This window comes from Ralstonia sp. OTU4908, assembly GCF_038440115.1.
In the GTDB taxonomy this organism is placed as follows: domain Bacteria; phylum Pseudomonadota; class Gammaproteobacteria; order Burkholderiales; family Burkholderiaceae; genus Ralstonia; species Ralstonia pickettii.
Map to the genome: position 1 here is coordinate 140,099 of NZ_JASATD010000008.1, position 13,110 is coordinate 153,208.

The 13,110-nt window shown below is 65.4% G+C and carries 9 protein-coding genes; 4 read left to right on the forward strand and 5 right to left on the reverse strand.

From position 1 onward, the window contains the following. Nucleotides 1–18: 18 nt before the first annotated feature. The 3 genes from dprA to AAHM38_RS09840 all read left to right on the forward strand — a co-directional run bounded on the left by dprA (nucleotide 19) and on the right by AAHM38_RS09840 (nucleotide 4,551). On the forward strand, nucleotides 19–1,224 hold the full coding sequence (gene dprA / locus AAHM38_RS09830) for a DNA-processing protein DprA (protein WP_015856073.1): 1,206 nt from the start codon (nucleotides 19–21) through the stop codon (nucleotides 1,222–1,224). Nucleotides 1,225–1,286: 62 nt separating this feature from the next. Further along, nucleotides 1,287–1,667: a thioredoxin family protein gene (locus tag AAHM38_RS09835; protein ID WP_015856074.1), complete on the forward strand. Its 381-nt coding sequence runs from the start codon at nucleotides 1,287–1,289 to the stop codon at nucleotides 1,665–1,667. A 253-nt stretch (nucleotides 1,668–1,920) separates the two neighbouring features. After that, complete coding sequence (locus AAHM38_RS09840; protein ID WP_015856075.1) at nucleotides 1,921–4,551, forward strand: DNA topoisomerase III; 2,631 nt, start codon at nucleotides 1,921–1,923, stop codon at nucleotides 4,549–4,551. Between the two features lie 73 nt (nucleotides 4,552–4,624). Here AAHM38_RS09840 and AAHM38_RS09845 read toward each other — a convergent pair whose 3' ends face one another. After that, nucleotides 4,625–5,563 (reverse strand): LysR family transcriptional regulator, encoded by a 939-nt coding sequence (locus tag AAHM38_RS09845; protein ID WP_009239399.1) that lies wholly within the window; start codon nucleotides 5,561–5,563, stop codon nucleotides 4,625–4,627. A gap of 452 nt (nucleotides 5,564–6,015) precedes the next feature. Here AAHM38_RS09845 and AAHM38_RS09850 point away from each other — a divergent pair, with 452 nt between their 5' ends. Beyond that, nucleotides 6,016–7,704: an AMP-binding protein gene (locus AAHM38_RS09850; protein ID WP_015856076.1), complete on the forward strand. Its 1,689-nt coding sequence runs from the start codon at nucleotides 6,016–6,018 to the stop codon at nucleotides 7,702–7,704. A gap of 38 nt (nucleotides 7,705–7,742) precedes the next feature. Here AAHM38_RS09850 and rodA read toward each other — a convergent pair whose 3' ends face one another. From rodA to mreC, 4 genes are read right to left on the reverse strand one after another with little or no spacing between them, the layout of a single operon-like run. Further along, nucleotides 7,743–8,894 carry a rod shape-determining protein RodA gene (rodA, locus tag AAHM38_RS09855; protein WP_015856077.1) on the reverse strand — a complete coding sequence of 384 codons (1,152 nt, stop codon included), beginning with the start codon at nucleotides 8,892–8,894 and terminating at the stop codon, nucleotides 7,743–7,745. A 23-nt stretch (nucleotides 8,895–8,917) separates the two neighbouring features. Beyond that, on the reverse strand, nucleotides 8,918–11,323 hold the full coding sequence (gene mrdA, locus AAHM38_RS09860) for a penicillin-binding protein 2 (RefSeq protein ID WP_015856078.1): 2,406 nt from the start codon (nucleotides 11,321–11,323) through the stop codon (nucleotides 8,918–8,920). Nucleotides 11,324–11,365: 42 nt separating this feature from the next. Beyond that, nucleotides 11,366–11,878: a rod shape-determining protein MreD gene (gene mreD / locus AAHM38_RS09865; RefSeq protein ID WP_015856079.1), complete on the reverse strand. Its 513-nt coding sequence runs from the start codon at nucleotides 11,876–11,878 to the stop codon at nucleotides 11,366–11,368. 16 nt (nucleotides 11,879–11,894) lie between these two features. Further along, nucleotides 11,895–12,941, reverse strand: a complete 1,047-nt coding sequence (mreC, locus tag AAHM38_RS09870) for a rod shape-determining protein MreC (protein ID WP_015856080.1) — start codon at nucleotides 12,939–12,941, stop codon at nucleotides 11,895–11,897. Nucleotides 12,942–13,110: the final 169 nt, after the last annotated feature.

The window sequence follows — 13,110 nt, forward strand, 5'->3', positions numbered from 1 at the left end:
GCTACCGCAGTCCTCGATTTGACCGATGCCTCCCAGGCCGCGGCACCCGCCGCGGCCGATTCCACCGCTTCCCTCTCCTGCACGCGCGATCCGGCTGAACTGGCCGCGTGGCTGCGTCTGACTGAAACCCCCGGCGTTGGGCCCGTTGCCGCGCGGCAGTTGCTGGCGGCTTTCGGGTTGCCGCAAGACATCTTCGCCCAGCCATATGCCGCGCTCGCCAAGGTGCTCCCGGAGCGGCAAGCGCGCGCAGTGCTCGCCGAGCCCGACGGCACGCTCGCGGCGCTGATCGAGCGCACCGTCGCCTGGGTGAACGAGCCGGGCAACGCCATTTTCACGCTGGCCGATCGCGGCTACCCGCCCCGCCTGCTCGAACTGCCGGACCCGCCGACCCTCCTGTACACCAAGGGCGACGCCTCCCTGCTGCGCGCCGCCGCGGTGGGTGTGGTGGGCGCGCGCAGCGCCACGGCGGCCGGTATCGACAACGCCCGGGCGTTTTCCCAGGCGCTGTCGGCGGCGAGCGTGACCGTCGTGTCGGGCCTGGCGCTCGGCATCGATGCGGCCGCGCATGAGGGCGCGCTGGCCGGCCCGGGAAGCACCATCGCAGTCGTGGGGACAGGGCTGGATATTGTTTACCCGGCCCGCAACCGGGTGCTGGCGCATCGCATTGCCGAGGCTGGCGTCATCATCTCCGAATACCCGCTCGGCATGGGCGCACGTGCCGAGAACTTCCCGCGCCGCAATCGACTGATCTCCGGCTTGGCGCGCGGGCTGCTGGTGGTGGAAGCGGCTGCGCAGTCCGGCTCGCTGATCACGGCGCGGCTGGCGGCCGAGCAGGGGCGCGATGTGTTTGCGATTCCCGGGTCGATCCATTCGCCGTTGGCCAAGGGCTGCCACCTGCTGATCAAGCAGGGCGCCAAGCTGGTGGAAACCGCCGCCGATATCCTCGACGAACTCGGCTGGGGGCGTGCTGCAGCGCCGGCCAAACGTGCGACGCGTACGGCTACGGTCCAGCCACCTGAGGCTGCGCCGGCCCCCGCCCGCGCGGCGCCGAGTGCCGCTGAAACGGCGCTACTCGACGCGCTCGGCTTTGATCCCGTCGATCTGGATACCTTGTGTGAGCGCACCGGGCAGGCAGCGGCCGCGCTCTCCGCACAGCTCCTGGCGTTGGAGCTTGATAGCCGCGTCGAGCGTCAGCCCGGCGGGCGCTTCCTGCGGCTTCCGTAAAAGCGTGCCTACAATAGGCGCGGCCCCTTCGCCACGCCGCTTATCGTTCAGCCCCGTTTTTCATGCCATTGCTCTCGCCCGACTCCGACGCCGCTGCGCTCCACGCGGGCATTCGCTCCGGGCAACTGCTGGTCGCGTGCCTGTGCGCAGAGTGGTGCGGCACGTGCCGCAGCTATCGCACGACCTTCACTGAGCTGGCGCAGCGGCATCCGGAGTGCTGCTTCGTCTGGGTCGATGTGGAAGACCATGCCGACGCGCTGGGCGATTTCGACGTGGAAAACTTTCCGACCCTGCTGGTGCAGCGAGGGAGCGATGTGTTGTTTTTCGGCCCGGTCCTGCCTCACGCGGGCGTTGTTGAAGGATTGATTTCGCGTGATCTGGGCGTTGCTCCCGCGGTACCGGCGGCCCCGGACTTGCGAGGCTGGCTGTTGGAATCGACGTGATTCCAAGTCTTGACAGGGCGGAGCGCCGCATGCGCCACTCTATTGCGCCTGAAAAGGAACCGCGCTTATGATTGGCGGCCAAATTTGGGCCGGCCGAACATGAAGGACGCCCAAATGGGCGCGCTGACAAGCGTCGCCGGCACTTGAAGTCGGCAGGCGTTGCCATAAGACTCTAAAAAAACACGCGAACGGTCGTTATAGAAAAGCGACTTCTTCTTTACCCGATCACTTGCGATCGCCAGGATCCGCTCACATGTCCAAGGCTCTCATCATTGCCGAAAAACCGTCGGTCGCCGCTGATATCGCGCGCGCGCTGGGTGGCTTCACCAAGCACGACGAGTACTTTGAGAGCGACGACTACGTCCTCTCCTCGGCGGTTGGCCACCTGGTCGAGATTGCCGCGCCGGATGAATACGAGGTCAAACGCGGCAAATGGAGCTTCGCGCATCTGCCCGTGATCCCGCCGCACTTTGATCTGCGCCCGATCGCCAAGTCCGAGTCGCGCCTGAAGGTGCTGACGCGCCTGATCAAGCGCAAGGACGTGACCAGTCTGATCAACGCATGTGACGCGGGGCGCGAAGGCGAGTTGATCTTCCGCCTGATCGCGCAACATGCAAACACCAAGCTGCCGGTAAAGCGACTGTGGCTCCAGTCGATGACGCCGCAATCCATCCGTGATGGCTTTGGCAAGCTGCGCAGCAACGAAGACATGATGCCGCTAGCGGACGCCGCGCGCTGCCGTTCCGAGGCCGATTGGCTCGTCGGTATCAACGGCACGCGCGCCATGACGGCGTTCAACAGCAAGGGCGGCGGCTTCTTCCTGACCACCGTGGGCCGCGTGCAAACGCCCACGTTGTCGATCGTGGTGGAGCGCGAAGAGAAGATCAAACGCTTCGTGCCGCGCGATTACTGGGAAGTGCGCGCCGAGTTCATCGCCGCGGCCGGCCTGTACGAAGGCCGCTGGTTCGACCCGAAGTTCAAGAAGAACGAGTTCGATCCAGAGCAACGCGATTCGCGTCTGTGGAGCGAGGCCGAGGCCAAGAGCATCGTTGCCGCGTGCCGCGACAAGCCGGGCTCGGTGACGGAAGAATCGAAGCCGTCGACGCAGATGTCGCCGGCGCTGTTCGACCTGACCAGCCTGCAGCGCGAGGCCAACGGCCGCTTCGGCTTCTCGGCCAAGAACACGCTGGGCCTGGCGCAGGCGCTGTATGAAAAGCACAAGGTGCTGACCTACCCGCGTACCGATTCGCGCGCGCTGCCCGAAGACTACCTGGGCACGGTCAAGCAGACGCTGGACATGCTGGGCGAAAGCTCGCCCAACTATCTGACGCATGCGAAGAAGATCCTGGCCAACCAGTGGGTCAAGCCGAACAAGCGGATCTTCGACAACAGCAAGATCAGCGATCACTTCGCCATCATCCCGACGCTGCAGGCGCCGAAGAACCTCTCGGAGCCCGAGCAGAAACTGTACGACCTGGTGGTGCGCCGCTTCCTGGCGGTGTTCTTCCCGGCCGCCGAATACCAGGTCACCACGCGGATTACCGAGGTGGCCGGGCATCACTTCAAGACCGAAGGCAAGGTGCTGGTGAATCCGGGCTGGCTGGTCGTGTACGGCCGCGAGGCGCAGGGCGAAGACGCCAACCTCGTGCCGGTCGCCAAGGACGAGAAGGTCAAGACGGACAAGGTCGAGCCGGTCGGCCTGACCACCAAGCCGCCCGCACGCTACAACGAAGCGACGCTGCTGTCGGCCATGGAAGGTGCCGGCAAGCTGGTCGACGACGACGCGCTGCGCGAAGCCATGGCCGGCAAGGGCCTGGGCACGCCAGCGACGCGCGCGGCCATCATCGAAGGTCTGCTGACGGAAAAGTACCTCGTGCGCGAGGGCCGTGAGCTGATCCCGACGGCCAAGGCCTTCCAGCTGATGACGCTGCTGCGCGGCCTGGGCGTGGAAGAACTGACGCAGGCCGAGTTGACCGGCGGCTGGGAGCACAAGCTTTCGCTGATCGAACGCGGTCAGCTGGAGCGCGACGAATTCATGCGCGAGATCGCGCAGATGACGCAGCAGATCGTCAAGCGCGCGAAGGAATACGACAGCGACACCATCCCCGGCGACTACGCGACGCTCTCCACGCCGTGCCCGCAATGCGGCCACGTGGTCAAAGAGAACTACCGCCGCTTCGCCTGCAGCCACTGCGATTTCTCGATCAGCAAGATCCCGGGTGGCCGCCAGTTCGAGCTGGACGAGGTGGAAGAGCTGCTGACCAACAAGACCATCGGCCCGCTGCAGGGCTTCCGCAGCAAGATGGGCCGGCCGTTTGCGGCCATCCTCAAGCTGGCGCAGGAAGACGGTCACTGGAAGATGGAGTTCGACTTCGGCCAGAACGACGAAGACGATGGCGAGCCGGTCGATTTCTCCGGCCAGGAAAGCGTCGGCCACTGCCCGAAGTGCAACGGCAACGTCTACGAGCACGGCCTGAAGTACGTGTGCGAGAACGCCGTGGCGCAGCCCAAGACCTGCGACTTCACCACGGGCAAGATCATCCTGCAGCAGGAGATCAGCCGCGAGCAGTTGGCCAAGCTGCTGACCGAAGGCAAGACGGACCTGCTGACCGGCTTCAAGTCGGCGCGCACAGGGCGCAACTTCAAGGCGTTCCTCGTCAAGCAGCCGGACGGCAAGATCGGCTTCGAATTCGAGCCGCGTGGCGAAGGCAAGGGCAAGCCCGGTGCCAAGACTGCGGCGAAGAAGACGACGGCTGCGGCCAAGACGCCCGCTGCCAAGAAGGCGCCCGCCAAGACCGCAAGCAAGACCGCCGCCAAGAAGACCCCGGCGCGCAAGAAAGCCGCTGAAGCCGAGGCCGACGAGGAAAGCACCAGCGAAACCTGATCGCGGTTTCGCAGGCATCAATGCAAACGGGAGGACACTGTCCTCCCGTTTTGTTTTGGCGATGCGGCTCGGCTTATGCGGCCTCGCTCAGGCCGCGTCCGGCACGCGCCTCGCTGTGCTTGACCTCCATCGCCTGGGCCAGCATGTAGTCGATGAACGTGCGGACCTTCGTCGGCAGGAACTTGCGGCTCGGGTACACCAGCGACAGCGACCGGTGCGGCAACTTGTATTGCGGCAGCACGCGCACCAGTCGTCCGGATTCGAGATCCGGACGCGCCATGTACGACGACAGAATCGCGATGCCCATGTCGGCGAGCACCGCGCGGTGCATCAGTTCGGCATTGCTCGTGACGAGCGAGGGCTGCACCGGCACCGAGATCGACTGGCCGTCGGGCGTGCTCATCTCCCATTCGTGACGCAGTTGCGGATGCCACATGGCGATGACGCGGTGCTCGGCAATATCTTCGGCGCGCTGGGGCGTGGAATGCTGGCGGAGGTAGGCTGGCGTGGCGGCCATGACCATCTCGGCGGAAATCATCCGGCGTGCGACGAGGTGCGAGCCGAGGCCGAGTTCCGAAACCATGATGCCGACGTCACGGCCATCCTCGACGATGTCGATCGGGCGATCGGACAGCGCCACGTCAAACGTTACCTCGGGATAAAGCTGCTGGAAGCGCGCGAGCAGCATCGGCAGCACGTGCAGCCCGAACATGACGGGGGCGACGATGCGCAGGCCACCGACGAGCGCCTGGCTGCGCGAGGTGGCGAGCGATTCGGCCTCGTCAATGTCGAGCAGGATCTGCGCACAGCGCTGCAGGTAGGTTTCGCCCACGTCGGTCAGCGACAGGCTGCGCGTGGTGCGGTTGAGCAGGCGCGTGCCGAGATGCGCCTCAAGATCGGCCACGTACCGCGTGACCACGGCATTGCTCATCGACAGATGCTGGGCCGCCCGGGCGAAGCTGCCAAGCTCCACCACCTTGGAAAACACCCGCATCGACTGCAAACGATCCATTCCTGCCTCTCACATAATTTGTTGTCAAAAATAGAACAAATCTGTCATGACAGCAAATATTTAATATTGTCACACGCAATTCAATGCCTAGCGGCAATCCTGGAATGTGAGCGCACGCTCAGGTCAGAATGTCGGCGGCATTTGTGTTTGGGCTGTTTCCTTGCCGTGGCTGGGTATCCGACTTCTCACCGATTGACGCCGTAGCAGATTTGCGCCGAGACTCTATACCGAACGGTAGATTTTTGTGGGATTCGTCTTGCGCGACGTCATGTTCGGCTCAAATCGTGGGTGGAACAGGGTCTTGCGCAAATCGGTGCGGCGGTGGCCAGACGGCTTCGCCATACTCGAACGATGGATGCCGCGAACCCTGACCCGCATGAGCGCCCCGCATCGAGGGCTGCCATCACGGCCGATGCCTCGCTTTGCGAGGCCGGTGGCCGAGGAGACACCACATGACCATCCAGAACCGCGAACCGGTCAATTATTTGGCGGGCGAAATGCCGCTGCACCGGTATTGCGCCCACCATGCGCAGCAAACGCCCGAGCGCATCGCCCTGTTGTGGTACGGCCGCACGATCTGCTGGCGCGAGCTGGACCAAGCCTCGACGCGGCTGGCAGTGCAGTTGCGGCGCCTGGGCGTGACACGCGGCGATCGCGTTGCGCTGTTTCTGCACAATTGTCCGCAAGCCATCGTGGCGCATCTGGCCACGGCCAAGCTGGGCGGCATCGTTGTGCCGTGCGGGCCGCTGTCGCGCCAACACGAGCTGCGCGACCAACTGGCCGATTCTGGCGCCAAGATTCTGGTGGCCGCGGCAGACCTGATGCCGATCGTCGAGGCCGCCCGACTTGGCACGTCGGTCACGACCGTCATTACTACGCGCTATGCCGATCTGCAGCCCTCGCAGCCGGCGTGTCGTAAGGCGCTGGCCGTGCCGCCCGAGCTGATTGCCGCCGATGCCTCGTCCGCGCCGCCACTCAAGAACAAGCCGGGCGCCGCGCAGCTTGACCTGATGCAGCTGATGGCCGAACCGGTGGATGTGGCCGAGCGCAACGCGGTGGCGGCTATCGAGGTGAGCCTGGACGACGTTGCGCTGATGGTCTACACGTCGGGCACCACCGGCCGCCCGAAGGGCGCCATGCTCACGCACCGCAACGCACTGTACAAGACCGCCGTCACGGTGCAGGTCAGCGGCATCCATGCCGCGGACGTGATGCTGGCGGTGGCGCCGCTGTCTCACATCGCCGGCATGCTGATGGGCATGAACGTGATGCTGTACTCCGGTGCGACGACCATCCTGCTCCATCGGTTCGATCCTCTGGCCGTGCTGCAGGCGATCGACCGCTACCGCGTGACACGCTGGTACAGCATGACGCCGATGAATCTGGCGGTCATGGCGCATCCGGACGCGGCGCAGTACCGCATGGAATCCTTGGTGGCCAACCCATGCACCAGCTTCGGTGTCACCCTGACCGAAGCGATTGCCGAGCAGTGGCGTGCTTTTGCCGGCCCGCAATGCCGCATCTACGAAGCGGCCTATGGGCTGTCGGAAACCCACACCTGCGACGCCATCACGCCCGCCGAGGCTCCGCGCTGGGGTTGGCACGGCAAGATCGTCCCGCAGACCGAGGTATGCATCGTCGACCCGCACACCGGCGCGGAATTGACCCCGGGCCAGGCCGGCGAGATCACCATCCGCAGCCCCGGCGTGTTCCGCGGTTACTGGCAGCGCGACGATGCCACGCGTGCCGTCCTGCACAACGGCTTTCTGCGCACCGGCGATATCGGCCAGGTCTCGCCCGACGGCTACCTGCAATGGCAGGGGCGCATCAAGGAAATGATCAAGGTGTCGGGCTACAGCGTGTTCCCGGAAGAGGTCGAGGCGCTGCTGTCGCGCCACCCCGGCATCCGCCAAGTGGCCGTGACGCCCATTCCCGATCCCGACAAGGGCGAAGTCGTGTGCGCGCACGTGGTACCGATGAACGGCGTGACGCTCTCGGAAGCCGAGCTGATTGCATGGTCGCGCGACAACATGGCGCCATACAAGGTGCCGCGGCGCGTGAAGTTCCACGATGCGCTGCCCGCCACCGCAACGGGCAAGGTGCTGCGAAGGTTGCTGCGCGAAGAAGCCGTCGCCGCCTGAAAGCAAAACGGCCGCCCAATTCTGGCGGCCGTTTTTTTTCAGGTCTGTACGAAGCGTTTCTGTCGCGCGATGCTCATCAGGATGCCGATGCCCATGCCCAGCGTGACAAGCGCCGTCCCCCCGTAACTGATGAGCGGCAGCGGCACGCCCACCACAGGCAGGATGCCGCTCACCATGCCCATGTTGACGAAGGCGTAGGTGAAGAAGATCAGCGTGATCGACCCTGCCAGCAGGCGCCCGAACAGTGTGCCCGCATTGGCGGCAATGAAGAGCCCGCGCAAGATCAGCAGCAGATAGAGGAACAGCAGCACGCCGTTGCCCACCAGCCCGAATTCCTCTGAATACACCGCGAAGATGAAGTCGGTGTGCTTCTCGGGGATGAACTCCAGGTGGGTTTGCGTGCCCTTCAGCCATCCCTTGCCCGTCACGCCGCCCGAGCCGATAGCGATGATCGACTGGATGGTGTGGAAGCCCTTGCCCAGCGGGTCGGTGGTCGGGTCGAGCAGCGTACAGACGCGGTGTTGCTGGTAGTCGTGCAGGATCGGCCAGTTCACGCCCGGCGCGCAAATGCGCGATTCGAACGACACCACCAACGTGATCGCCGTGACAGCAACCACCAGCACCGGCACGATCAGCCGCCAAGACAGCCCGGCGAAGTAGATCACGTAGATGCCTGCTGCCAGGACCAGCAGCGCGGTGCCGAGGTCCGGCTGCTTGGCGATGAGCCCGACGGGAATCAGCAGCAGCAAGGCGGCCGCCAGATAGTCGTACCAGTGGATCACGCCCTCGCGCTTCTGGAAGTACCACGCCAGCATCAGCGGCATGGCGATCTTCATGATCTCGGAAGGCTGGACCACCACGCCGATATTGAGCCACCGCCGCGCGCCCTTGCGGATCAGCCCGAACGCCGCCACGCCAATCAACAGCGCCACGCCCACGGTGTAGAGCGGCACGGCAAAACGCATCAGTGTCTGCTGCGGCAGGTTGGCGATGATCCACATCAGCACGAACGACAGCAGGATGTTGCGGACCTGGTCTTCCACCCGGCCCGGCATGTCGATGGCGGCCGAATACAGGGCCACCAATCCCGTCCCGAGCAGCAGGAAGACGATCAGCGCCAGCGGGCCATCGAAGCCCGTGAAGAGCGACTTGATGACGTTGAATATGCGGCGCTTGTCCAGTTTGTCCATGGCGAGATCCTCAAGCGCAAATATCAGGGCGCGGCCGGCTTGGAGGCCGGTTTCTGCGCGGGCTTCGGTGCCGGCTTGTTGCCCGGCTTGGTGTCCTTCGCACCCTTTGGTGTGGTCGCTGGAGCCGAAGCCGGTGCGGCAGCGTTGCCCCGTCCGCGCGGTGGCAGTTCGGGCGCCGGTTGTGCATGCGACAGCGCTTGCAGCACCTGGGCGTCCAGGGTGGCCGGGGCGACGGCTTCGGCGCTGGTGCCAGCCTCGCGCAGGGCAGGGGCCACCAGGTCCGGCGACAGCGGCGGCACACTGCGTGTGGTGCCCCCTGCCACCGACGATGCGGCGGGCGCCGAAGCGGCGGCCACCGCACTGGCGGCGGAGGCTGCCACGCCCGAAGCAGCAGCGACCCCGGATGCCGGCTCTGCGGTCACCTGCGGCGCAGCCGTCGCGCTGGCGATGGTGGCCGTCTTGCCGGTCGAGAACACGCTGGGCGTATCCACCGGCGGTTGCTGCTGGGGCTTCGGCGCGGTGGCGGCCAGTTCCGCAGGCCACCTGCCGGTCAGGTAATAGTCCATGACCGCACGTGCGATGGGTGCGGCCGATGCGGCACCAAAGCCGGCATTTTCCACGATCAGCGCCAGCGCGATCTTCGGATGGTCCGCCGGTGCGAAAGCCTCGAACAGCGCATGATCGCGCTTGTTCTCGGGAATGGCGTGGTGGTTGTACTTCTCGTTCTTGCCCAGCGAGTACACCTGCGCCGTACCGGTCTTGCCCGCCGACACGTATTGCGCGCCGATGAACGCCTTTGCCGCCGTACCGGCCTGGTTCACGCCCACCATGGCGCGCTTGATCACGTCGATGTTGGCCTGCTTGAGCGGAATGCGATAGCTCTCCGTCGGCACCGTCAGCGCGCGCGACTTGGACAGCGAATCTTCAACCGCCTTCACCAGGTGGGGCTTCATCACCACGCCATTGTTGGCCAGCGTCGAAATCGCATGCGCGAGCTGCAGGATGGTGAAGTTGTTGTAGCCCTGGCCGATGCCCAGCGAGATGGTTTCGCCGTCGTACCACTTCTGCTGTTCCGGGCGCTTATAGGCTTTGCGCTTCCAGTCCGTGGAGGGCAGGATGCCTGTGCGCTCGCCTTCGATGTCGATGCCCGTGACCTGCCCGAAGCCGAACGGCTTCATGAAATCGTGGATGGCATTGACGCCCATGTCGTTGGCGAGCCGGTAGTAATACGTGTCGCACGACGCCACGATGGAGCGGTACATGTCGACCCAGCCGTGCCCGCCCGGCACGTCGTCGCGGAAGGTGTGGTTGCCGAGCGTGAACGAGCCCGGATCAGCCATGCCCCACTGCGGCGTGCGCTTGCCCAGCTCCAGCGCGCCCAGCGCCATGAACGGCTTGTACGTCGAGCCCGGCGGATACGTGCCGCGCAGCGGGCGGTTCAGCAGCGGCTTGTCCGGCGAGTTGTTCAGCTCATTCCAGGTCGCGCTGTCGATCCCTTCAATGAACAGGTTCGGATCGAACGTCGGCTTGGAGACGAAGGCGAGGATGTCGCCCGTCTCCGGCTCGATCGCCACGAGGGCGCCGCGCCGGTTGCCGAAGAGCTGTTCGGCCAGCCGCTGCAGGTTGATGTCGAGCGACAGGATCAGGTTGTTGCCCGGCGTTGCCTGCGAGGTCGACAGCGTGCGGATCGGCCGGCCGCCCGCGCTGACTTCCACCTCTTCGTAGCCCGTCAGGCCGTGCAGTTCGGTTTCGTAGCTCTGCTCGATGCCGACCTTGCCGATGTATTCCGTGCCGCTGTAGTTGTTCGAATCCTTGCGCGGGTCGTACGCCACGCCGGGCTGGCTGTTGGCATCGCTCATATTGTCGATGCGGTCCAGATCGCGCTCGGAGATGCGGCCGATGTAGCCGATCACGTGCGACGCCGAGTCGCCCAGCGGGTATTGGCGGAACAGCCGCGCATGCACGTCCACACCCGGAAAGCGGAAGCGCTGCGCCGAAAAGCGCGCGACTTCCTGGTCCGTCAGCTGACTGCGGATCGGCAGGCTCTCGAAGCTGCGCGCATCTTCCATCAGGCGCTTGAAGCGACGGCGGTCGCGCGGCTGGATATCGACCACCTGGGCAAGCTGGTCGATCGTGTTATCGAGCGTGTCCTGCAGCTTGGAAGGCGTGATCTCCAGCGTGTAGGCAGAATAGTTGCGCGCCAGCACCACGCCGTTGCGGTCCATGATGATGCCGCGGTTGGGCTCGATGGGCGCGACCGAAATGCGGTTGTCTTCCGCCTTGGCCGAGTACTGCTCGTGCTTGACCTGCTGCAGCCAGAAGAAGCGCGCCAGCAGCAGCCCGAAGCAGACGAGCACGAACAGGGCGGCCGCCGCCAGCCGCAGGCGGAAGCGCGACAGCTCCTGTTCGACGTTGCGGATTTCGGTCATGCCAGGTGAGGGCGAATAGCGGGGCGCATCAGGTCGGCCGCCTTAGATGGGCCGGGTTTCGTCGACGCTCTCCGGGCGACGCTGCGGCGCCAGCAGGAAGGCGTTGGCGAACGGCCACAGGGCGGCTTCGATCAGCGGCGGCAGGATGACCTGCCAGTCCGGCAGGTGCGCGCCCATCAGCAGACGGATGACGATCGGTACGGCGTGCGCCAGCACCAGCAGCGGCAGCACGTGCAGCGCCTGCGACAGCACCGAAAACCACAGCACGCGCCGGTGAATCGTGATCGCAAAATACGACAGCATCGTGTAGGCCATCGCGTGTTCGCCAAGCAGACGCGCTTCGTGCACGTCCATCAGGAGGCCCAGCAGGAAGGCCACCACCATGCCCACGCGGCGCGGCTGATGGATGTTCCAGAACACCAGCACCAGCGCCACCAGATCGGGAATCCACTGCATGTGGCCCCACGGCATCAGGTTGAACAGGAACGCCAGCACGAAGCTGAACGCGATGAAGCCAGGATTGACCGGGCGCAGCAGGTATTGGGGCGAGTTCATGATCGATGGCCTCGCTTCAGCGTTTTTGCGCTGAATCGGTGTCCAGCGGATTGCCGTCGGCGTCGGTCGGGCGCGGCGGCGGGGCGTTTTCTTCGGCGGCCGGCGCGGGCGCCGGCACATTGGCTTCGGCGGCGGCGCGTGCGGCGCGATCCTTCTCTTCGCGGGCGTCGCGGGCAGCGTTCTTGCCCTTGGCTGCGGGCGGCGGCGCCAGATCCGTCGGCGGCGGGAAGCCCGATTCGTACTTCACGATCAGCAGGTGCCGGTTGCTGCGGATGCCGGCCACCGGCTCGCAAATCACGCGTGAGAACGCGGTATCAGCCTTGCGCTCGATTTGCGAAATACGCGCCACCGGCAGGCCAGCCGGATAGACGCCGTCCAGCCCCGACGTGACCAGCAGGTCGCCCTGCTGCAAATCGGCCGAGGCGGCCATGAAGCGCAGGTCCAGCGCGCCCGGCCGGGCACCGCCGAAGGCCACGCTGCGCAGGCCGTTGCGCACGACCTCCACGGGGATCGCCTGGTCCTTGTCCGTCAGCAGCGTGACTTGCGATTCGAACAGCGACACGCGCGTCACCTGCCCGACCACGCCGCGGTCGTCGATGACGGGGTAGCCCGCGCGCACGCCGTCCTTCGAGCCGCGATCGATCACGATGCGCTGCGTATAAGGGTCACGTGCTTCGTAGAGGACTTCGGCCGCTACCGTGGGCACCGCGGCGTGCTGCTTCAGATTCAGCAGCGTGCGCAGATTCCGGTTTTCGGCTTCGAGCTGCGAGGCGCGCAGCGATTGCTGCGCCTGGGCAACGGCCGATTCGCGCAGGCTGCGGTTATCGACGGCCAGCTTGGTGGACGACTGCGTGTATTCGAGCGCGGCGCGTGCCGTATCGCGTGGAATCAGCACCAGGCGCTCGACGGGGTACAGGATGACCGACACGACTTGCCGGACCACGCCCAGCACGGACATGCGGGCATCGATCACGAGCAACGCAAGCGCAAGCGCGAGCAAGGCGACCAGCCGCGCGGTGGCGGACGGGCCCTGCTTGAAGAGGGGCGGCGGGGAGTAATCCATGACCCGGACGCTTCAAATGGGCACGGCAGACGCGTGACGGTCAACGTCAAGGTCAACGGCCTGCCGGCAACAGATTGGGTGTGGCGCTGGTGCGGTGCCGAAGCCCTGCGTGGGCGGAGCACAGCGCACGGGCGCGAGACGCATCTCAGCGGTCCGCGAAGGCGGCTGG

Bases quoted from the DNA above. Each gene is read 5' to 3' on its own strand.
- rodA (WP_015856077.1), bottom strand. From the start codon at position 8,894: ATGGACAAACTGGACAAGCGCCGCATATTCAACGTCATCAAGTCGCTC.
- mreD (WP_015856079.1), bottom strand. From the start codon at position 11,878: ATGAACTCGCCCCAATACCTGCTGCGCCCGGTCAATCCTGGCTTCATC.
- AAHM38_RS09840 (WP_015856075.1), top strand. From the start codon at position 1,921: ATGTCCAAGGCTCTCATCATTGCCGAAAAACCGTCGGTCGCCGCTGAT.
- AAHM38_RS09835 (WP_015856074.1), top strand. From the start codon at position 1,287: ATGCCATTGCTCTCGCCCGACTCCGACGCCGCTGCGCTCCACGCGGGC.
- mreC (WP_015856080.1), bottom strand. From the start codon at position 12,941: ATGGATTACTCCCCGCCGCCCCTCTTCAAGCAGGGCCCGTCCGCCACC.
- AAHM38_RS09850 (WP_015856076.1), top strand. From the start codon at position 6,016: ATGACCATCCAGAACCGCGAACCGGTCAATTATTTGGCGGGCGAAATG.
- AAHM38_RS09845 (WP_009239399.1), bottom strand. From the start codon at position 5,563: ATGGATCGTTTGCAGTCGATGCGGGTGTTTTCCAAGGTGGTGGAGCTT.
- mrdA (WP_015856078.1), bottom strand. From the start codon at position 11,323: ATGACCGAAATCCGCAACGTCGAACAGGAGCTGTCGCGCTTCCGCCTG.